Source organism: Streptosporangium sp. CA-135522 (assembly GCF_050949235.1).
Lineage (GTDB): Bacteria > Actinomycetota > Actinomycetes > Streptosporangiales > Streptosporangiaceae > Streptosporangium.
Genome location: NZ_CP192026.1, coordinates 1,590,583 through 1,611,149 on the forward strand (window position 1 = coordinate 1,590,583; position 20,567 = coordinate 1,611,149).

The following is a 20,567-nucleotide window of genomic DNA, read 5'->3' on the forward strand; positions in this document are numbered from 1 at the left end:
GGCGACATGGCGGCCAATGCCGACGCGATCATCGCGGGACTCGGCGGTGTGGACAACATCATCGAGATCGAACCATGCATCACCCGGCTTCGCACCGAGGTGCGCGACGCCTCCAGGGTCGACCAGGCGGCCCTCAAGGCGGCCGGAGCACACGGGGTGATGGCCGCGGGCAACATCGTCCAGGTGGTCGTGGGCCCGGAGGCGGACACGATCGCCAGCGATATCGAGGACATCATCGGCTGACAGGGCCGGGGCTTCCCCGCCCTCGGGGGGGTGGGGACATGCCGAGGGGGTGTGATGACCACAGTTCTGGCCCCCGTCGCGGGGGCGGCCGTGGGTCTGCGGGCCGTACCCGACCCGGTGTTCTCCGAGGGTCTGGTCGGGCCCGGAGTGGCGATCGAGCCGGCCAGGGTGGCCGGCGAGGCCGTTTCCCCCATCACGGGTAAGCTCGTCAAGCTGCATCCGCACGCGTTCGTCGTCGTCGGCGACGACGGCCGGGGTGTCCTGGTCCACCTGGGCATCGACACCGTGCAGCTCAAGGGCGAGGGGTTCGAGCTGCTGGTGTCCGAAGGGGACCGGGTGAGCGCGGGGCAGCCCGTGGTGGCGTGGGACCCCGTGGGAGTCGAGGCGGGCGGGCGCTCTCCCGTCTGCCCGGTCGTGGCACTGGACGCGGTCGAGGGGTCGGTGACCACGCTCGCCGAGGGCGCCGTCCGCGCGGGTGACGAACTCTTCCGGTGGGCGTGAGGCCGCGAGCTCTTCCGATGGGCGTGAGCTCTTCCGATGGGAGTGAGGCCGTGGGCGGCGGTGGCGGACCGCGCGGGCCCTCCGCCCGGCCGGTGAGGACCTGGAGACGAGGACGACGATGAACGCCGCACTGTTCGACCTGGACGGCACGTTGATCAACAGTGAGCGCCGAAGCCTGGCGATGTGGGCGAGGCTGCTCGACAACCACGGGGTCGAGCACGACGAGGTGGTGCTTCGCGGGTTCATGGGACGTCGCGGGCGCGACGTCCTGGCCGAGCGGGCCGACCTTTTCCCCGGCAAGCGGATCGATGACCTGATCAACGAGGTCATGTCCTTCAACGACCACCCCGACCTGCCCGCCATCGTGCCGGTGCCCGGTGCCGCGGACCTGGTCCGCAGGGTCGCCGCGCACGGCTCGCCGATCGCGGTCGTCACCTCCTCCTCCCGGGAGTGGGCGGAGGCGCGGCTGGCGGAGGTCGGGATACGCGACCTGCTGGAGACCGTAGTGACGGCCCGGGACGTGGTCGCCGGCAAGCCCGACCCAGAGGGATTCCTACTGGCCGCCGAGCGGCTGTCCGTCGATCCGGCGCGCTGCGTCGCGTTCGAGGACTCACTCGCCGGGATTTCCGCGGCCAAGGCGGCGGGTATGAGGTGTGTGGGCATAGCGACGACCTACGCGGGCACGGAACTGACCAAGGCCGATCTCGTGGTCGCCGACCTGACGGGAGTCCAATGGCCTCCACGGACCGATCAATGAGCCGGGCGGTCTAGACCGCCCGGTCGATTCTTGCAGGAGGAACACGTGGCCGAGCGCCAAGTCACCGTCGAGTCCGAGGTCGGCCTGCACGCGCGCCCCGCGGCGACGTTCGTGCAGACCGCGGCGAAGGCGCCCGCGGACATCACCGTCGCCAAGGGGGGCGGCCGGCCGGTGAACGCCAAGAGCATCCTGGCGGTTCTGTCGCTGGACGTCAGGCAGGGCGACACCGTGGTGATCAAGGCCGAGGGAGACGGCGCAGACGAGATCGTGGACCAACTCGCCACCATCGCCTCGGCACCATGACCGAGCTCACGGGGGTGGGCGTGAGTCCGGGCGTCGGCTTCGGACCCGGTTACGTATTCACGCGTGAAATCCCGGTGCCCGCGCCGGACGCCCGGCACGGCGGGGACGCCGGGGCCGAGCGGGACAGGGCCGCGTGGGCGCTGCAGCAGGTCGCCGCCGACCTGGAGGAACGGGGGACCCGCGCGGGCGGCGACGCCCAGGAGATCCTGAACGCCCAGGCGCTGATGGCGCGTGACCCCGGGCTGGCCGCCGAGGTGGCCGAGCTGATCGAGGCGGGCACGAGCGCGGCACGCGCGGTCTACGAGGGGTTCGGCCGATACCGCGAGATGCTCGTCGAGGCCGGGGGATACCTGGGCGAACGCGCCGCCGATCTCGACGACGTCAGGGACCGGGCCGTCGCGGTGCTCGAAGGCCTGCCGATGCCCGGCCTGCCGTCTCGCGGGCCGCAGCCGTACGTCCTCATCGCCCGTGACCTGGCCCCCGCCGACACCGCGCTGCTGTCAAAGGACGTGGTGGCCGCCTTCGTCACCGAGCAGGGCGGGCCGACCAGCCACACCGCGATCCTCGCCCGTGCGATGGGGGTGCCGGCCGTCGTCGCCTGCCCCGCGGCGACCTCGATCGCCCCCGGCACGTCCGTGCTGGTGGACGGGGCCTCCGGCCTTGTACGGCCCGCGCCTTCCGAGGAGGAGGTGGCCACGGCGAGGAAGACCGCCGCCGCCCGGGAGGCCGTGCTCGCCGCCGCCACCGGGCCGGGGATGACCGCCGACGGGCACGCCGTGCCGCTGCTGGCCAACATCGGCGGGCCGCGCGACGTGGACCGCGCGCTGGAATACGGCGCGGAGGGTGTCGGACTCTACCGGACCGAGTTCCTCTTCCTGGACCGGACGACGGCGCCGTCGGAGGAGGAGCAGGAGGCCGCCTACCTTGCGGTGCTGGACGCCTTCCCGGGTGGCCGGGTGGTCGTGCGGACGCTCGACGCGGGGGCCGACAAGCCGCTGGCCTTCCTGCCTCCTTCGGGGGAGGAGCCCAATCCGGCGCTGGGGCAGCGCGGGGCGCGGCTGCTCAAGGCGCATCCGGGGATCCTGAACGCCCAGCTCGGCGCCCTGGCCAGGGCCGCCTCCCGCTCCTCGGCCAAGCTTCAGGTGATGGCCCCCATGGTGGCCACCGCCGAGGAGGCCGCCTGGTTCGCGGCGGCCTGCCGGGACGCGGGGCTGCCGTCCGCCGGTGTGATGATCGAGATCCCGTCGGCCGCGCTGCGCGCCTCCGACCTGGCCGAGCAGGTGGACTTCTTCTCGCTGGGCACCAACGACCTGGCCCAGTACACCTTCGCGGCCGACCGCCAGGTGGGCGCGCTGACCGCCCTGCAGGACGCCTGGCAGCCCGCCCTGCTCGACCTGATCACCCTGGCGGTGGCCGGGGCCGTCGAGCGGGGCAAGCCCTGCGGAGTGTGCGGGGAGGCGGCGGGCGACCCGGTCCTCGCCTGCGTGCTGGTCGGGCTAGGCGTCACCTCGCTGTCGATGGCCGCTCCCGCGCTGCCCGCCGTACGGGCCGCGCTGTCGCGGCACACCGGCGAGCAGTGCCTGCTCGCCGCACAGGCCGCGCTGGCCGCGGTCTCCGCGCAGGAGGCGCGCGCCGCGGCCCGCGTCCACCTGCCCGGCCTGGCCGGACTGGCCCTGTAGGACGGCCGAGGCATGCATATGGTCAGGTCCGGCACCTTCGGTCGCCGACGCGGATAGCGTGGGTGTCATGGTTCGGTGCATTCGTACGACGGGTCTGGCAGTGATCGCGACTATGGTGGCGGGGTGCGCCGGGACGGGGGCCGGGGCGTCCACGCCCGTCAAGCCCGCCGCGGGGCGGGCGAACGAGGCCGCCACGACCGCCGTCGTCTCGCCGTCCGCGACGCCCACGACGCGCGCGTCCTCCGGGGTGGAGTCCGTGCTCGCCGGGATGAGCGTGGAGGACAAGGTCGGGCAGCTCTTCATGCCCGTGCTGTACGGCCCGGCGGCGAACGCGGCGTCGGGGGAGAACCAGGCGCGGTTCGGGGTCGACACCCCGGCCAAGGTGGTCGCCAAATACCGGCCGGGCGGGGTCATCCTGTTCCCCTGGGCGGGCAACGTCAAGGACGTCCGGCAGCTCGTCGCGCTGACCAACGGCCTGCAGAAGGCGTCGCCGGACATCCCGTTGCTGCTCGGCGCCGACCAGGAGAACGGCAAGGTCTCCCGGCTCGCCCCGCTGGTCACCGACATCCCCGGGGCCTCGGTCATCGGCTCGACCGGCGATCCCTCGCTGGCCCGCAGGGCGGCCAAGGTCACCGGCACCGAGCTGCGCGCCCTCGGTATCAACCTCGACTTCGCGCCGGTCGCCGACGTGAACATCAACCCGCGCAATCCGGTGATCGGCACCCGCGCCTACGGATCGGACCCGAAGAAGGTCGCTCCGATGGTCGCCGCCGCGGTCCAGGGCTTCCACGACGCCGGGATCGCCAGTACGGCCAAGCACTTCCCCGGTCACGGCGACACCAACGTGGACAGCCACACCGGGCTTCCGGTGATCCAGCACTCCCTGTCCCAGTGGACCAGGCTGGACGCGCCGCCGTTCGCCGCGGCCATCGGCGAGGACATCGACGCGATCATGAGCGCTCACGTGGTCATGCCCAAGCTCGACCCGTCCGGCGATCCGGCCACGCTGTCCAAGCCGATCCTGACCGGGCTGCTGCGTCAGAAGCTCGGCTTCGACGGGGTCGTCTCGACCGACGCGCTGGACATGGCGGGGGTGCGCAAGAAGTACGGCGACGGGCAGGTGGCGGTGCGGGCCATCCAGGCCGGGGTGGACCTGCTGCTTATGCCGCCGAACTTCCCCAAGGCCTACCAGGCGGTGCTGGCCGCGGTGAAGTCAGGGAAGATCTCCACCGCCCGGCTCGACCAGTCGGTCCGGCGACTGCTGAAGCTGAAGGCGGCCCGGGGCCTGCTGAGCAAGGCCCCGGTCGCCGACCCGGCCGTGGCCGAGCGGACACTGCGCTCGGCGGAGCACCGCAAGGTCGCCCAGCTCATCGCGGAGCGCGCCCGCCGGTCGTGAGTCGGTTCCGCGCGGGCCGGTTCCGCACGGCCGGTTCTACGCGGTCCGGTTCCATGTGGGCCGGTTCCGCACGGCCGGTCCTATGCGGGTCGAAGGCCGCCGCGCCGGAGCATCGCCATGGTGAGGGACTGTACGATCCGCATGACGAGCGCCTCAAGCAGCAGAAAGACCGCCTTGGCGAGAATCGAGGAGAGGAATCCGGACATAGCTACCTCAAATTCACTAAGAAGCTCTTAAGGTGATAATTCGGGAAGAAGCTATCGGAAAATGCGCTTGAGGATGGCCGTTCAGTGAACGGATGATGACATCTCGCGCGTCCACTCCTGAATCGCCATGCCGGCGGCCGTGGCGGCGGCGGCGCTCCCCAGGGCGATGGTCCACCCCGCGGGTCCCAGCAGGCGGCAACCGAAGAACCGGCACAGGCCCGGAAGCGAGACGGCCAGACTCAGCACGGCGAGAGACGCGAGCGAGGCCAGTACGACCGTGCGGTCCCGGCAGCCCAGGGCCAGGGTCTGCAAGAGCTGCGCCGACACCAGCGCGACCAGCCCGATGGTGTCGGCCCGGCCCCGGGTGCCGGTCATCCGCCCGATCGTCCACGCGGCGCCGGCGGCCGACGCCGTGACGGCGGCGCGCAAGTAGATGTCGCGAGTCAGGGAGGAGGCCAGCGAGACCTCCGGACCCTCGGCGAGCAGCCTTTCCGGGCTGGCCGCCGCCGGCGGCCGGACGGCCACCGCCATCGCCGGCAGCATGTCGGTGAGCAGGTTGACCAGCAGCAGCTGGCGGGCGTTCAGCACGTTCCGGCCGGTGATCAGGCTGGACGCGACCGCGAAGACGATCTCTCCGACGTTGCCGCCGAGCAGGATGCTCAGGGCGTCGCGGACCGAGCTCCACATGGCCCTGCCCTCGATGATCGCGTCGACGATCGTCTCGATGCGGTCGTCGGTCACCACCACGTCGGCGGCCGCCCGAGCCGCCGCGGTGGCGCGGGACCCGAGCGCGATCCCGACGTCCGCGGCGCGAATCGCGGGAGCGTCGTTGGCGCCGTCGCCCGTGACCGCCACGACCATGCCGCAGCGGCGCAGGCAGTCGACGACGCGCACCTTGTGCGCCGGCGTGGTGCGGGCGAAGACCGTCACATCCGGCAGCGTCTTGGCCAGGGTGTCGTCGTCGAGGTCGTCCAGCTCCGGGCCGGTCATGATCCGCCCGCCGTTCAGCACGTCGAGCTCGACGGCGATCGCCTCGGCGGTGCTCGGATGGTCTCCCGTGATCATGACGATCCGGACGCCCGCCCGCATCAGGCGGCCGACGCTCTCGGCCGCCGTGGCCCGGACGGGATCGGCCAGGCACAGGAAGCCCAGGAAGGTCAGCTCCCCGATGCGGGACTCGTCGAGGTCACGGCGGTCGGAGGCCGGGCGCTGCGCCACCGCGAGCACCCGGTACCCCCGCCGGGCGAGCCTGTCGACCTCGTCTTCGAGCTCCGCCCTGAGCGGTCCGTCAAGGGGGACCGGCCGGTGGTCACGCAGCAGGCTCACGCATCGGGTGAGAACGATCTCCGGGGCGCCCTTGACGCTCAACAGCGGTCCCGAGTCGCCCGCGCCGAGCACGGCGTGGTAGCCGCGTCCCGGTTCGAAGGGCAGCTCGTCGACGCGCCGCCAGGTTCCCGTCCCCTCCTCGGGCGTCACCCGCGACCGCCGGGCTCCGTTCACCACGGCACGGTCGGTGGGGTGGGCGATCGGACGTCCGCCGTCGTGCCTCGGGCTCGCGCGCAGCCCCGCGGCCACGATCCGCCTCAGTTCGGGCGCCAACGCGTCGACCGGCCGGTCGATGTGTCCGTCCGAGACACGCTGCAGGCTGATGTGCCCTTCGGTGAGCGTCCCCGTCTTGTCGAAGCAGAGCACGTTCACCCGGCCGAGGGCCTCGATCGTGGAGGGGTTCGGCACCAGGGTCTCATGGGCCGACAGCCGCCGGGCGGCGGCGAGCTGCGCGACCGACGCGACGAACGGCAGTCCTTCCGGCACCGCGGCGACGGCGAGGCTCACCGCGGGCGCGAGCGCCTGCGGCAGTGACCTGCCGCGCATCAGGTCGGCGGCCAGCAGAACGAGGCCGGAGCCGACCGCGACGGGCAGGACGCGCCGGCTCAGCGTCCGCAGCCGCAGCTGCACGCCGGTGGCCGAAGGTCGCTCCACGGCGAGCCTGGCGGTCTGGGCCGCCTCGGTCGCCCCGCCCGCCGCGACGACCACGGCCAGCCCGTGGCCGGCCGCCACCGTCGTGCCCTGGTAGACCATCGAGCTGCGGTCGGCGATGGCGGGCGAGCTGACCGGCGCCGGCGACTTGGCGACGAGCTGGGACTCGCCGGTCAGGGCGGCCTCGTCGATCTCCAGTCCCACGGCCCTGATCACCCGGCAGTCGGCCGGTACGGCGTCGCCCGCGCGCAGCTCGACGACGTCGCCCGCCACGAGGTCACCGACGGACGCGGTCGTGTTCTCCCGAGGGCGGCGCAGCCGTACGCGAACGGCGACCGCCTCGGTCAGGCGGTGCAGCGCCCGGTCGGCGGCGAAGCGCTGGCTCCCTCCGATGAGCGTATTGATGATCATGACCGCGCCGATCATGACCGCGTCGGGGATCGAGCCGACCATGGCCGACAGGCCCGCCCCCGCCGTCAGGACCGGGGTCAGCGGGTTGGCCAGCTCCTCCACGGACATGCGCAGCAGCGAGCCGGGCTCCCCGGGGTCGTCCGACCTCGACGGGGTCCTGCGCCGCAGGGCCTCGGCCTCGGTGATACCGCTGGGCGACGAGCCGAGCCGGGCGAGGACGTCCTTGACCGGCATGGCGTGCCAGGGGGTGCGGTCGGCGCGGACCGGTGGTGTTCCGCGGCCGGAGTTCCGGCCCGCCCACTCGCCCGTGACGATGGAGGCCAGCGCGGTGCAGTCGCTCACCAGCTGCGCCCTGCGCACCGATCCCGCCGACGGCCCGAAAGCCGCCAGCCCGGCACCGACCGCCGCTCCGGCGGCACCGAGCCACACGCACCGCTCGCTCGTCCTCCTCGCCGGCGCCAGGCAGCTCAGGAGCAGGTGGACCTCGTCGATCTCGCTGACCACGTCCGCGTCCCAAGGCACCGGGCCGGGCCGTCTCAGCACGCCGATGCCCAGATCCGCGTGGGCCAGCGCCGCCATGGGGCGCCCCGACACCACGGCGACCCCGTGACCGCCGCTCTGGAGCGCGCGGACCGACCGAGCCAGCCGTACGCCGCCGGGCACGGCCTCGTCGACGCCGAGCCGCTTGCCGAGCCCTGCGAGGTCTCCCGCCAGCATCACGGTGCCCGCGTCCCGGGCCGCGGCGACGATGGCCTCCGCCAGGGGGTCGGCCTCCGGCGCCATGCCGACCAGGGCGACAGGAACCCCCTGTCTCGCCACGCCGACGCACCGCAACCCCCGAGCACGCCATTCACCGGCGGTCTCCGGGAGGAACGCGGCCCGATCCGTCAGCGGCCCGGCCGCCCACGTGCCGTCCTCCCGCCGGGCCGCCGGGTCGGTGAGATCGAGCAGGCTGTAGAGCCGCGCGTGTAACTCCTCGTCGTTCACCTCTTCGGCGAGGGAGACGACGCGGTCGATCGTCCAGGAGCCCGTGCCGAGGAAACCGGCGTCGAGGACGACGGTGTCTATGCCGTCCATGCGGCGCAGGGCGTTGCCGTTGAGAACGATCGCGCCGCGTCCGGCCACGGTGCGCCCGACCGCGCCGGCGAACGACTCACGGCCCAGCTTCGCGGCCTTGGGCGTCGTCGTGATCAGCATGGCGAGCCCTCGCTCGCGGCCGTCGCCGAGCAGGTGCGTCAGGCCGGAGGCGCCCAGCGCGAGCGGGCTCGCGATGCGCTCGAACCGTTCCACGGGACTGTGGGCCAGGGGAGCCGGGCGTGGCCTCTTCGCCGTCCGGGTGTGGCGGTAGGCCCCGCTCCTGGAGCCCAGCTCGTGTTCGTGCGCCTGCCAGGCCTGCTGCGCGCTGCGCGTCTCGACGTAGCGGCCGGCCGCGGTGAGCGACTGGACGAGCAGCCCGAACGGGCGCAGCGCGAAGGTGTGAACGGCGATGTTCGCCGTGGTGAACAGGGCGTCGGTGGCCGGGCGGCCGAGGTGGTGCTCCAGCTCGGCGCGGATCACGGGGGTGGACTCGGCCAGGTGGAACAGGGCGGGAACGGCGGGCCGGAGCGGCGGCGCGTGCACCGCCCGCCCGGCGAACGCCAGGCCGGCCCCGATCAGGCTCGCACCGAGCCTGATCCCGGCACGTGTGTGGTGTTCCACGAGCCTGGACGCGGGTGATCCCTGCCCCCATCCGGCTTCGACGTCCTCCGCGGCGCCCGCGCTTTGCTCGTCGTCCTCCCGCTCGCCGTCGAGCTCCTCGACGATCGACAGCAGCTTGTCCAGGTCGATCGAGTCGGCGTCACATCCGATGAAGACGGAGCCGAGGACGCCGTTGACCTCCGCCCGCTCGACTCCCTCCAGCGCCAGCAACAGGCGTTCCAGCCGCCGCGTGACCCGTTCCGTGCCCGGGCCACCGATCACCCGCAGGTCGACGTGGAGCCCGCCGGGACACACCCGCGTCCCGCGAGGACGTGGCAGGGCGTTCCGGATCGCCTCGGGCACGTTCCGGATCGCCTCGGGCACCACGCCCCACAACGCCTCGGTGGAAAGCGTGAGTACACGCGACAGGAACATTCGGCTCTCCAGCAGGAAAAACTCAGGCCGTCAGAACACGACGGCACCTGGCCCGGTCGGCCGCCTCACCGGGCCACCGCAGGCGCCGCAGGCACCGGAGTCGCCGAGATCACCGCGGCCGCCGAAGTCACCGGGAGGCGCTTCCGCGGCTCGAAGCGGCCGCCGTCCGGGAAGTGGCGGTGCCGGGCATCCGGGAAACGGGAGCGGTGGGCCGGCGTTCGCCTCGGGCACGCTGGGCGATCAGCGTGCCGACCCCGATGGCGGCCGCCACCGGCCATTCGATCAGTCCCGCCACCGCGAGCGCGCCGAGCCCGCCGTAATAGACCATGCGCTCAGGCGGGGGCAGCAGCGATCGGGCGACGTCGACGGCATGGCTCGCCTCCTGCCGGTTGACATGGGGAAGGTGAAGATGTGGAGGCCGGAACTGCACGGTCATCATCGGCAGGTTCAGGGTGAGCGAGCGCTCGTCGCGCGGGTGTTCGGCCTGCTCCGGCCCTACGGCCTGCTCCGGCCCTACGGCCTGCTCCGGCCCCGCGGGCCGCGCCGTCACCTTGGGGGCCGTCACCTTGGGGGCCGTCACCTTGGGCTCTGTCACCTTGGGTTCCGTCACTCTGGGCGTCGCCGCCTTGCGCGCCGTCGCCCTGCGCGTAGCAGCCGGGCCTTCCGCGACGTTGTGCGCCGCGGGCTGGCTTTCCACCACATCGCGCGCCACGGATTTGCGCCCGGTGGACGCGGCGGCCTTCGGCGCCGTGCGGGTAGGTGATCCGCCGGCCGTCTGACTTACGGTCATGGCCTCTCCTCACAAGAGTCGAGGAATCGGTTCAGGTGGTGCCCGAGAAAGGCCGCCGATGCCTCTCACGTGCAGTTTCCTGGCTTTCAGGTCACCCTCATAGCCTTCCTCGAACCCGGGGTGCGAAACGCGCTCGGGCCGATGAACCGGACATTCGACCATGAATCTCCGGCGGGTGTGGCGCGCTCGTTTCCGCCCGGAGCACCACCGCTCCACCCGGAGGCCTCACCGCGAGATCGGGACGTTTCGCGGAAGGCAGGGGCCGAGCCCCGCCGGAGAGGTCCGGGCTTTCACAGTAGATAGGGCTTGAGCTCCCGGCGGGCGACGGCGCGGACGTGGACCTCGTCGGGACCGTCGAAGATGCGCATCGCCCTGGCCTGGGCGTACATCATGGCAAGGGGGACATCGTCGCAGACCCCCATGCCCCCGTGAATCTGGATGGCGCGGTCGATGACCTCGCAGGCCATCCGGGGGGCGACGACCTTGATGGCGGAGATCTCCCCGGCGGCGGCCCTGGCGCCGACGGTGTCGATCATCCACGCCGCCCTCAGGGTGAGCAACCGGGCCTGGTCGACGGCCAGCCGGGACTCGGCGATCTGCTGCTGGACGACACCCTGCTGGGCGAGGGTCTGGCCGAAGGCCACGCGGTTGGCCGCACGGGAGCACATCAGTTCCAGGGCGCGTTCGGCCATGCCGACGGCACGCATGCAGTGGTGGATGCGGCCCGGTCCCAGCCGAGCCTGGGCGATGCGGAAGCCGTCCCCCTCCTGCCCGATGAGGTTCGAGGCGGGCACTCGGACGTCGGTGAAGACGATCTCGGAGTGGCCGTGCTGTTCCTGGTAACCGAAGAGCGGAAGATGGCGGACGATCTCCACGCCGGGGGTGTCCATCGGGACCAGGATCATCGACTGCTGGCGGTGCGTGGGCGCCTCCGGATCGGTCTTGCCCATCACGATCATGATCTCGCAGCGAGGGTCGGCGGCGCCGGTGATGAACCACTTGCGGCCGTTGATCACGTATTCGGAGCCGTCGAGGGTGATGGAAGTGGAGATGTTGGTGGCGTCGCTGGAGGCCACCGCGGGCTCGGTCATCGCGAACGCCGAGCGGATCTCGCCGGAGAGCAGGGGGGCGAGCCAGCGGTCCCGCTGTTCGGGCGAGCCGAACATGTGCAGGACCTCCATGTTCCCGGTGTCGGGAGCGGCGCAGTTCAGCGCCTCGGGGGCGAGGTCGACGGAGCGGCCGGTGACCTCGGCCAGGCTGGCGTAGTCGAGCACCGACATGCCCGACTCGCCGGGCAGGAACAGGTTCCACAGACCGCGCGAGCGGGCCTCGGCCTTGAGCTCCTCGACGACCGGTGGCAGGTCGTGGTTGTCGTGGCCTCTGGCGAGCCGCCATCCGTGGTAGACCGGCTCCGCCGGATACACGTGAGACTCCATGAAATCGGTCAGGTTGGCGAGGTATTCCTCCGCCTTCGTGCTGAGCGCGAAATCCATGGCGGCCAGTTTGGCACCACCGGTTTCCGGCGCACTCACCGGCTGCGCCTAACCTGTATCCGGTTCTAGACGAGGAGGCGAGATGCTCAAGGGCGTGCTGATCGACTGGGGCGGCGTGCTCACCACGGGCCTGTCCGAGGCGATCGCCGAGTGGATCGCCGCCGACCGGATCGACGCGAGTCACTACCGCGACGTGATGCGGGAGCTGGTCCTGCATGCCTACGAGGGTCCCGAGGGCGCGGAGAACACCATTCACGCGCTGGAGCGGGGCGAGATCTCCGGGCTGGAGTTCGAGCGGGACCTGGCCGCGCGGCTGATCACGACCGACGGCGTTCCGCCGGTCGCCGAGGGCCTTCTGAACAGGATGTTCGCCGGGTTCCAGCGGGTCGAGACGATGTACGACATGCTCGGCCGGGCGCGCGCCGCCGGGCTGCGGACCTGCCTGCTGTCCAACTCCTGGGCCAACGAGTATCCCCGTGAGGGCTGGGACGACGTCTTCGACGAGATCGTCATCTCGGGGGAGATCGGCATGCGCAAGCCGGAATCGAGGATCTTCGAGCACGCGCTCGGCAAGCTCGGCCTGGCCGGGCGGGAGTGCGTGTTCGTCGACGACATCGAGGCCAACATCGAGGCCGCCCGCGCCCTCGGCATCGTCGGCGTGCACCATCGGGACCCCGAGCTGACCATCGTGGAGTTGGAGAGGCTCTTCGGCGTGCCGTTGCGCTGACGGCCGCCCTCCGCGGGCCCGCCGGCCGTAGGCATGCCGTTGTCCTGACGGCCGGCAGGCCCGCGGGCCCGCCGAAGGCGCGCCGCGCCTCTTCGAGGCGCCGGATCTCGCGACCGGGTCGCCGGTGCTGGCACACTCGATGGATGATCGGCGCCGAACCGGCGCCGGTGTCGAGAAACAGATCGAGGCATGGATGCGCGTCTACCTGCCGAGCACGCTTCCCGCGCTGGCCCGTGTGGTCACCTTGGGGGAGTTCGGCCCGGCCCCGCTGACCGGCTACGCGGTCACCCCCGCGTTGATCGAGTGGTACGTCTCGGGTGACACCGAGGAGTTGGAGTACGTCGCCCTCACCGAGGCCGCCAGGGCGTCCCTGCGGATGCTGGCCGCCGACCGCGCCGACGGGGTGGAGGTGGTGGCGCGCCGGGTGGTGATCGCCGCCGAGGTGCCGGACGAGGCCGTGAGCATGGGCGCCGACCTGGAGGAGCGCGCCCGGGTGCGGCTCGCGGCGTCGGTCCCGCTGGTGAAGATCGCCGCGGTCCACGTGGACGACCCGTCCGCGGCCGAAGACGTCGAAGCCGCCATCGCCGCGTTGCCCGCGGCCGACCGTGGGGACGACGACGCCAGGTTCACCCTGGACGGCGCCGAGGCGCACGAGCTGATGTGGTACGCCACCCAGGAGATCTCCGACCTGCTCGGCTGAGCGTCGCACGAGGACGCGGGCGGCTCGCCGTTCACGGACACGCCGGCCGATGTCTTGGCCGCAGGTCCCGTCCTTCAGTGCGGGGTCAGGTCACAAATCGGATACCCCCTGCCCGCCGTGAGGTGCGCGACTAGGATCCCTCCGATCTGTCAACAGCCTCATGACCGAGGAGGAGCGGATGTCAGTGAAGATCCGGGCGATCGCGGGTGCGGTGACCGCGGCCGGGGTGGTCCTGCTCACGGGGTCGCCGGCGAGCGCGCACGCCTACGACCACGAGGACCCCTACCGCACCGGCTGTAACACCACCGCGCGGGCGGTGCGTACGGCCTCCATCGAGAGTCGGGTCGACGGGACGGTCGGGACGATCAAGCTCATGTGGTCGAGCGGCTGCAGGACCAACTGGACCGAAATCTGGACCGGCGCCTCCATGAGGGGGACGATCAGCGTCACCACCGATCGCGGCGGCGACAGGTTCACCTTCCGGGCGGGCAACGGCGGCCATCACTGGGGCAACATGATGTACGCCCCGGGGGTCTGCGCATGGGGGTCGGCCAGCGTGCAGTGGGGATCCGGCGCCGGTGGCCAGAACGGGAGCGGCACCACCGGCAGGGCCTGCGGCTGACCTTCACCGCTGTTCGACCTTCACCGCCGTTCGACTCTCACCGCGGCGCGCCTGGCGTGGACCCGCACCCGACCACTCCGGTCGGGTGCGGGTCCACGGGCTCCTGCGTCCACCCGCGCCGCCCGTCCCGCGGAAATGTCCCGGCGGATGGTTACGCTTGGGAGGATATGAAGAACAAACATATTGTCTGGGATTGGAACGGCACGCTCTTCCATGACGTCGATGCCGTGGTCGGGGCGACGAACGCGGTGTTCGCCCCCTACGGGCTGGGTTCCTATGACGTCGATGCTTTCCGGGCGGTCTACACCCGCCCGATCTGGGCGGCCTACGAGCGGATGCTCGGCCGCGCGCTCCACGACGGCGAGTGGGAGAAGCTGGACCTCGGCTTCCACGAGCACTACCACCGGCTGATGCTGGAGTGCGGTCTCGCGGCGGACGCCGCCTCCACTCTGGAGAGCTGGGAGAGGGAGGGCGGCAAACAGTCGCTGCTGTCGATGTGGGCGCACGATCGGCTGGGGCCCAAGGTCGCCGAGTTCGGCATCGACCGGCACTTCACCCGGATCGACGGGCTGCGCAGCGCGGCCGGCGGCCACAAGGCCGACTCGATGGTCGCTCATCTCGCGGCGCTCGGCCTGGATCCGGCGGACGTGCTCGTGATCGGCGACAGTGTGGACGACGCGCACGCCGCCCGGCACGTCGGGGCGCGGGCCGTCCTCTACACCGGTGGCATGACCAGCCGGACGGATCTGGCCGCGTTCGGCGTCCCGGTCGTGGACACCCTCGCGAACGCCATCGACTACGCCTGAACGCCCTTAAGCGGATGATTTCGGCATTGGCGACGATCGGGGTGCGGTGCTGGCCGTACCCTGGGCATCCGCACCCATTCCGGGAGGCCCCCGATTAGCCGTCTCGTTCTCTGGAACGTCGATCTCACGCTGGTCGACGTGTCCATCGTCACCCGCGACGCGTACGCGGAGGCCTTCCGGCGCGTCACCGGGCGCCCCCTGGTCAAGCTGACCCAGCACAACGGCCGCCCGGACTCGGAGATCGTCTTCGAGACGCTCGCCATCAACGGGATCGTCGCCGAGGACGAGCACCTGCCCCTGTTCCTGGACGCGCTGGCCGAGGCATTCGACGCCCGCCGCAAGCGCCTGGCGAAAGACGGCCGGATGCTGGCCGGGGCGGCGGACGCGATGAAGGCCGTCGCGAAGCTCGACGGCGCGATCCAGTCGGTGCTCACCGGCACGATCAAGAGCAACGCCGTGCACAAGCTGACCGCCTTCGGCCTGCACCGGCACGTGGACTTCGAGGTCGGCGGCTACGGCGAGGAGGTATATCCCAAGGCCACCCTGCTGCAGGTCGCGCAGGGCCGGGCCGGGCAGAAGTACGGCGGGACCTTCGACGGCGGCAACACCGTGATGATCGGCGACTCGACCAGGGACGTCCAGGCCGCCAGAATCGCCGGGGCCGCGATGATCGCGGTCGCCACCGGGCGTTCCCTGCCCGCCGAGCTCCACGAGGCGGGGGCCGATGTGGTCCTGCCCGACCTGTCCAATCCGTCGGAGGTCGTCGCCGCCGTGGCCGGGCTCACCTCCCCGGTCCGCAAGGCGGGCTAGCCTTCTCCGGCCGTGGAGCGGTGCCCGCCGCCCGTACGGCGGGCTCTCCGCGGCCGGTCGGCCCACCCCGCGCGAGGTCCGGCCGCCCGTACGGCGAGTCCCCTCCCCGGCGGGCGGCTCACCTCCCGCGGCGGGCGGCGATCTCCTGGACGACCGACACCAGGAGGTCGATGTCGGCCTCGGTGGTGCGCCAGTTGACGATGGCCGGCCGCAGGGCGGTCATGCCCCGGTAGGTGGTGGTCCCGGCGTAGACCCGGCCGTCGGCGAGCAGCTCCCGGCCGATCCACGCGTTCAGCTCGTCCAGCTCTTCCTCGGGGACGCCCGGCGGGCGATGGCGGAAGCAGACCACGCATGACCGCACCGGGGCGAGCAGCTCCATGTCCGCGGACTCCTCGACGGCCCGGCCCAGCCGCAGGGCCAGGTCGTGGTGGCGCTCGACCATCTCCCGGTGGCCCTGCCTGCCGTACGCCCGCAGGGTCGCCCAGATGGGCAGCGCCCGCGCCCGCCGGGAGGACTCCGGGCCCAGGCAGTTGTAGTTGACGTGCGGGTCGTCCTCGGCGGGGAGGTAGGCCGCGCCCCACGGGCCGAAGGTGCGGCCCATGAGCTTCGGATCGCGGACGAAGGCGAACCCGCTCTCGTAGGGGACGTTGAGCCACTTGTGCCCGTCCGCGGTCACCGAGTGCGCCCGCTCCACTCCCTTGACCAGGTGCGACAGCCGGGGCGAGGCCGCCGCGAAGAGCCCGAAGGCCCCGTCCACGTGCAGCCAGGCGCCGTGCCGTTCGGCCAGGTCCGCCAGGTCGTCGATGGGGTCGAAGTCGCCGGCGTTCACCTCGCCCGCGTTTCCGACGATCACCGCCGGGCCGTCGATCCGTTCGAGCTCCCGGTCCATGGCCTCCAGATCGACCCGTCCCGCCTCGTCCCGGGCGAGGACCCGGGCGCCGTCCCGGCCGCAGCCGAGCATCAGCAGCGCCTTACGGCTGCTCGGATGGATGTAGCCGCCGGCCAGCACGGGCATCCGCGGCAGCCCGGCGAGCCCGTCGGACGTCACGTCGGCGCCGTGCCGCTCGCCCCACCACTGCCGCGCGCAGGCCAGTCCGGTGAAGTTGGCGAAGGTCGCGCTCGGTGTCAGCACGCCGCCATAGGACCGCGGCAGCCCGAACAGGTCCTTCAGCCACCGCAGCACGACGGTCTCCGCCCTGGCGGCGAACGGCGAGGTCAGCCAGAGCCCGCCGGCCTGGTCCAGAAGAGAGGTCACCCAGTCGCCCGCCTGGGCCGCCGGGGTCGAGCCACCGACGACGAAATGGAAGAAACGAGGCCCCGAGGAGTGGGTCGCCGCTTCGGTGCCCACGCGCAGCAGCCGTTCGACGCTGTCCAAGGTGCCTTCGCCCCGCTCGGGGAACTGCCCGTCGAGCAGGTCGAGCAGGCCGTCGGCGCCGTGGTCGTGCACGGGGCGCTCGGCGAGCGAGTCGAGGTAGGGGCCGGCGGCCTTGGCCACCATCTCCAGCGCCTGCGCCGCCCGGTCGCGTTCGTTCAAAGGATCGCTCATCATCCAGGATGGACACACCCGGCCGCGAACCACCAGCCCCTTTTCGATCTTCGACGGGGTCTACGACCTCGTGAGCCCGGCGAGGAAGCGGCCCGCGATGGGCGCGGCCACCTTGGAACCGGCGCCGCCGCCCTCCACGATCACCGAGAACGCCAGGTCACCCCGGTAGCCGATGAACCAGGCGTGCGACGGCGGCTCCTTGCCGGTGCCGAACTCGGCGGTCCCGGTCTTGCCCGCCGTACCCGGGGGGAAGGAGACCGCGCTGGCCGTGCCCTCCACCACCACCGCGGGCATCAGCGTGCGCAGCGCCCGCACCACGGACGGCTCCAGCCTCCTCGGCTGGGCCGCGGGCAGCAGGGCGGCGTCCACCAGCCGGGGCGGGCGCCAGGAGCCGTCGGCGATCGCCGCGGCGACGGTGGCCATGTTCAGCGGGCTGGTCAGGACGCGACCCTGCCCGATCGACGCCGACGCGAGGTCGGTGTCGTCGGTGGGGTCGGGGAACCGCGCCCGTACGGCGGGCACCCCGGGGTCCACCGGCCCTCCGAAACCGAAGCTCGCGGCCACCGAGGCCAGCCGCTTCCCGCCGAGCCGGTCCACGCTCAACCGGCCGAACGTGGTGTTGCACGAATGCGCGAACGCCTCGCGCAGCGCGATCGTGCCGTAGTCCTTGAACCCCGCGTTGTGGAAGGAGAAGCCGCCGATGTTCTGTTCGGCGGGGCAGGGCACGCGCTCGTCCGCGGTCATGCCGTCGGCCACCAGGGCCGAGGCCGTGACGACCTTGAAGGTCGAGCCGGGAGGGTAGTGGCCGAGCAGCGCCCGGTTGAAGCCGCCCGGCTTGTTGACCCCGGCGAGGATCTCTCCGGTCGAGGGCCGCAGCGCGACCAGGGAGGCGGGCTTGCGCGTCTTCTCCAGAGCCGCGGCGGCGGCCCGGTGGACCCGCAGGTCGATCGTGGTCCGCAGTGGCCTGCCCGCCTTCGCTCCGGCGGTGGCGAGCGTGGTGACCCGCTCCGTCCCGCGGACCAGATCCACCCGCACGGAGGAGGCGCCGGTGAGGCGGGCGGCATACCTCTCTTCGAGCCCCTCCACGAGCTGTCGCACCGAGCCCGGCGCGTCGGCGGTGTCGATGCGGGTCCCGTCGGCGGCCAGGACCGGCGCCTGTTCGGACTCGGCCAGGACGGCCTTGATCCGCAGGCCGGGCTTGAGGCGGGGGTGGAGCGCCGCCGGGCTCCACTTCACCCGCCAGGCCCGTTCGTGCTCGACCAGCGTCAGCGAGCCGTCGTAGGCCCAGTCCACCGGCCCGTCCAGCGTCGCGTGGAAGCCCACCCGGGAGCCCGCGGCGGCGGTGCTCCCGGTGCTCCCGGTGACCGCGAAGGTGGCCCCCGACAGCTTCAGGTCGCTCCGGAATCGCTTGTACCAGCGGTCGAAGTCGGCGGGAGGTTGGGCGGTGAGCGCCCGCATCGCCGGATAGTCCTGCCTGGTCCAGGCTGACAGGAACTCCCGGGCCGTCTCCTCGGCCGACCCCTGGGTGCGCAGCGCCCACGCGGTCCCGCCGATCATGGCGACCGGCACCAGCGCGACCGCGGCGAGATGTCTCAGCTTCATCGTCGTCCCCCTTGTTCTCGCGGACCGAGAAGACCAGAGGGACATCTCTGATGTCCAATATTGGTATGTACCTGAATTCAATATGAAAATAGATATAATCCCTGTTCGTGGACCTCGTGCGACATCTGCGCTACTTCACGGTCGTCGCCGAAGAACTGCATTTCGGCAACGCGGCGGTCCGGCTCGGCATGGCCCAGCCGCCGCTCAGCCAGCGCATCCGGCGGCTGGAGGAGGAGCTCGGCGTCCGGTTGTTCGACCGCTCCAGCCGCCAGGTCCGGCTGACCGAGGCGGGACGGCTGCTGCTGGCCGAGGCCTACGAGATCGTCACGCGGGTGGATCGGCTGCGGGACCTGGCCGGACGGCAGGAGGGCGCGGTGCTGCGGGTGGGGGTCACACCCGACCTGGGGTCCTCGGTGATCGCCGCGCTGATCGCCGGGTTCCGGGAGGGCGAGTCCGAGGCACGGCTGGCGCCCGCCGAGATGTGGAGCGCCGACCAGGCCACCGCGCTCACGGACGGCACCTTGGACGTGGGCCTGCTCCGCCATCCGGTGACCGCCCCCGGGCTGAGCTTCGGCCCCGTGCTCGTCCAGCGCCCCGGCGTGGTGCTGGCCGTGGCCGACCCGCTCGCGGCGCTGTCGTCGGTACATCTGGCCGACCTGGCGGGGCGGCAGCTGGTGCTCTTCCCCCGGGAGCCCGGCCTGCACGAGGAGACGCTCGCCGAGTGCGGCCGGCACGGGTTCGTCCCGCAGGAGGTGCACGAGGCGCAGACGCTCGGGTTGGTCCTCGCCGGTACGGCCGTCGCCTTCGGCCCTCGCGTGGAGCTGCCCGGACTGCGCTGGAGACCGCTGCTGGGAAGTCCTCTGGCCTGGCGGCTGTCCACCGCCTGGCGAGGAGAGGCCGAGGACGCTGCCGTAGCCTTCGGGGCGGTGGCCGTACGAGTGCTGAAGGAGAAGGCCGGGATGACGGACGACGGCGTGGCACCGGTGCGGCGGGTGCGCGCCCGGCCCGCCTCTGGATTCCTCGCATGAGCGACCTCGACGGCCTGTTCCGCGCGGCCGGGGTGACCGGATTCCTGCACGCCGTCGACCTCGACACCGGAGCCGAGGTCGCTCACAGCGCCGACGAGCCCGTGGTCCTGGCCTCGGTCTTCAAGGTGGCGCTGCTGGTGGAGCTCTTCCGGCAGGCGGACGCGGGGCGGCTGGACGTGACCGAGCGGATCACGGTCATGGCGGACCACCACACTCCTGGGCCCACCGGAGTGTCGGCGATGGCCGACGACGTGACGATGTCCCTGCGTGACCTGGCCTATCTGATGATCGCGGTGAGTGACAACACCGCCGCCGACGCCCTGGTCCGCCGGGTCGGCCTGCCGGCGGTCAACGCCATGCTCGCCGCCGCGGGCCTGAACGGGACGTGGATCGAGCACGACTGCCGCGGCCTGTTCGCCAGCATCGTCGAGGACGCCGGGCAACCGGAGGTGCCCACCGACCCGGCCCTGATCTCCCGGCTGCGGGCGCTCGACCCGGCGCTCACCAGCCGGAGCACCCCCCGTGACATGACGCGGCTGCTCGGCATGATCTGGTGCGACGAGGCGGCCTCGGCGGAGTCGTGCGCCTCGATGCGCAGGCTGCTCGGCCTGCAGGTCTGGCCGCACCGGCTCGCCGCCGGATTCCCCTACGACGACGTCGCGGTCAGCGGCAAGACGGGCACGCTGCCCACGGTTCGCAACGAGGTCGGCGTGGTGGAGTATCCCGACGGCGGGCGTTACGCGGTCGCGGTCTTCACCCGCTCGTACGGCACGGCGCAGAACCAGCCCCGCGCCGACGCGGTGATCGGCACCGCGGCGCGGGCCGCCGTGGAGCGGCTACGCGGCTGACCCGCATCAC

The 20,567-nt window shown here is 72.1% G+C and carries 18 protein-coding genes; 13 read left to right on the forward strand and 5 right to left on the reverse strand.

Translation table 11 applies throughout. The features are described 5' to 3' along the window. The first annotated feature begins 6 nt into the window (after nt 1-6). The 6 genes from ACQPYK_RS07780 (at nt 7) to nagZ (ending at nt 4,879) form a co-directional block, all read left to right on the forward strand. On the forward strand, nt 7-243 hold the full coding sequence (locus tag ACQPYK_RS07780) for a glucose PTS transporter subunit EIIB (protein WP_433252419.1): 237 nt from the start codon (nt 7-9) through the stop codon (nt 241-243). Between the two features lie 54 nt (nt 244-297). Further along, nucleotides 298-744 carry a PTS sugar transporter subunit IIA gene (locus tag ACQPYK_RS07785; RefSeq protein ID WP_433252422.1) on the forward strand — a complete coding sequence of 149 codons (447 nt, stop codon included), beginning with the start codon at nt 298-300 and terminating at the stop codon, nt 742-744. A gap of 118 nt (nt 745-862) precedes the next feature. Next, nucleotides 863-1,501 carry an HAD family hydrolase gene (locus ACQPYK_RS07790; RefSeq protein WP_433252425.1) on the forward strand — a complete coding sequence of 213 codons (639 nt, stop codon included), beginning with the start codon at nt 863-865 and terminating at the stop codon, nt 1,499-1,501. 45 nt (nt 1,502-1,546) lie between these two features. Then, nucleotides 1,547-1,804: an HPr family phosphocarrier protein gene (locus ACQPYK_RS07795; protein ID WP_433252428.1), complete on the forward strand. Its 258-nt coding sequence runs from the start codon at nt 1,547-1,549 to the stop codon at nt 1,802-1,804. After that, nucleotides 1,801-3,483 (forward strand): phosphoenolpyruvate--protein phosphotransferase, encoded by a 1,683-nt coding sequence (ptsP, locus tag ACQPYK_RS07800; protein ID WP_433252431.1) that lies wholly within the window; start codon nt 1,801-1,803, stop codon nt 3,481-3,483. Before ACQPYK_RS07795 ends, ptsP begins: the two co-directional genes overlap by 4 nt. Nucleotides 3,484-3,550: 67 nt before the next feature. After that, entirely contained in the window at nt 3,551-4,879 is a 1,329-nt protein-coding gene (gene nagZ / locus ACQPYK_RS07805; RefSeq protein ID WP_433252433.1) for a beta-N-acetylhexosaminidase, read from the forward strand. 287 nt (nt 4,880-5,166) lie between these two features. Here the strand turns inward: nagZ and ACQPYK_RS07810 are convergent, their stop codons facing one another. From ACQPYK_RS07810 to ACQPYK_RS07820, 3 genes are all read right to left on the reverse strand, one after another. Further along, nucleotides 5,167-9,585 (reverse strand): HAD-IC family P-type ATPase, encoded by a 4,419-nt coding sequence (locus ACQPYK_RS07810; protein WP_433252436.1) that lies wholly within the window; start codon nt 9,583-9,585, stop codon nt 5,167-5,169. 127 nt (nt 9,586-9,712) lie between these two features. Then, a complete protein-coding gene (locus ACQPYK_RS07815) occupies nt 9,713-10,375 on the reverse strand; it encodes a hypothetical protein (RefSeq protein ID WP_433252439.1) in 663 nt (220 codons plus the stop codon). A gap of 290 nt (nt 10,376-10,665) precedes the next feature. After that, nucleotides 10,666-11,868, reverse strand: coding sequence for an acyl-CoA dehydrogenase family protein (locus ACQPYK_RS07820; RefSeq protein ID WP_433252442.1), 1,203 nt, complete (start codon nt 11,866-11,868; stop codon nt 10,666-10,668). Between the two features lie 82 nt (nt 11,869-11,950). On the opposite strand from ACQPYK_RS07820, the gene ACQPYK_RS07825 reads away from it, so the two are divergent. The 5 genes from ACQPYK_RS07825 (at nt 11,951) to ACQPYK_RS07845 (ending at nt 15,533) form a co-directional block, all read left to right on the forward strand. Next, the gene (locus tag ACQPYK_RS07825; protein ID WP_433252445.1) at nt 11,951-12,595 is read left to right on the forward strand and encodes an HAD family hydrolase; all 645 of its coding nucleotides are present in this window, start codon (nt 11,951-11,953) and stop codon (nt 12,593-12,595) included. 193 nt (nt 12,596-12,788) lie between these two features. After that, nucleotides 12,789-13,295 carry a DUF6912 family protein gene (locus ACQPYK_RS07830; RefSeq protein WP_433258730.1) on the forward strand — a complete coding sequence of 169 codons (507 nt, stop codon included), beginning with the start codon at nt 12,789-12,791 and terminating at the stop codon, nt 13,293-13,295. A 178-nt stretch (nt 13,296-13,473) separates the two neighbouring features. Continuing rightward, nucleotides 13,474-13,917 carry a DUF2690 domain-containing protein gene (locus tag ACQPYK_RS07835; RefSeq protein ID WP_433252448.1) on the forward strand — a complete coding sequence of 148 codons (444 nt, stop codon included), beginning with the start codon at nt 13,474-13,476 and terminating at the stop codon, nt 13,915-13,917. Between the two features lie 167 nt (nt 13,918-14,084). Continuing rightward, entirely contained in the window at nt 14,085-14,723 is a 639-nt protein-coding gene (locus tag ACQPYK_RS07840; protein ID WP_433252451.1) for an HAD family hydrolase, read from the forward strand. Nucleotides 14,724-14,816: 93 nt separating this feature from the next. Beyond that, entirely contained in the window at nt 14,817-15,533 is a 717-nt protein-coding gene (locus ACQPYK_RS07845; RefSeq protein WP_433258732.1) for an HAD family hydrolase, read from the forward strand. Between the two features lie 118 nt (nt 15,534-15,651). Here the strand turns inward: ACQPYK_RS07845 and ACQPYK_RS07850 are convergent, their stop codons facing one another. Both ACQPYK_RS07850 and ACQPYK_RS07855 read right to left on the reverse strand, forming a co-directional pair. Beyond that, nucleotides 15,652-17,067: a pyridoxal phosphate-dependent decarboxylase family protein gene (locus tag ACQPYK_RS07850; protein ID WP_433252454.1), complete on the reverse strand. Its 1,416-nt coding sequence runs from the start codon at nt 17,065-17,067 to the stop codon at nt 15,652-15,654. Nucleotides 17,068-17,139: 72 nt separating this feature from the next. Beyond that, nucleotides 17,140-18,681 (reverse strand): penicillin-binding transpeptidase domain-containing protein, encoded by a 1,542-nt coding sequence (locus ACQPYK_RS07855; RefSeq protein WP_433252457.1) that lies wholly within the window; start codon nt 18,679-18,681, stop codon nt 17,140-17,142. Nucleotides 18,682-18,788: 107 nt separating this feature from the next. Between ACQPYK_RS07855 and ACQPYK_RS07860 the strand changes: the two genes are divergently transcribed. Together ACQPYK_RS07860 and ACQPYK_RS07865 are read left to right on the forward strand one after the other, a co-directional pair. Further along, a complete protein-coding gene (locus tag ACQPYK_RS07860) occupies nt 18,789-19,709 on the forward strand; it encodes a LysR family transcriptional regulator (protein WP_433252460.1) in 921 nt (306 codons plus the stop codon). Then, nucleotides 19,706-20,557: a serine hydrolase gene (locus ACQPYK_RS07865; RefSeq protein ID WP_433252463.1), complete on the forward strand. Its 852-nt coding sequence runs from the start codon at nt 19,706-19,708 to the stop codon at nt 20,555-20,557. The genes ACQPYK_RS07860 and ACQPYK_RS07865 overlap by 4 nt, the downstream gene beginning before the upstream one ends. The last annotated feature ends 10 nt before the right edge of the window (nt 20,558-20,567 follow it).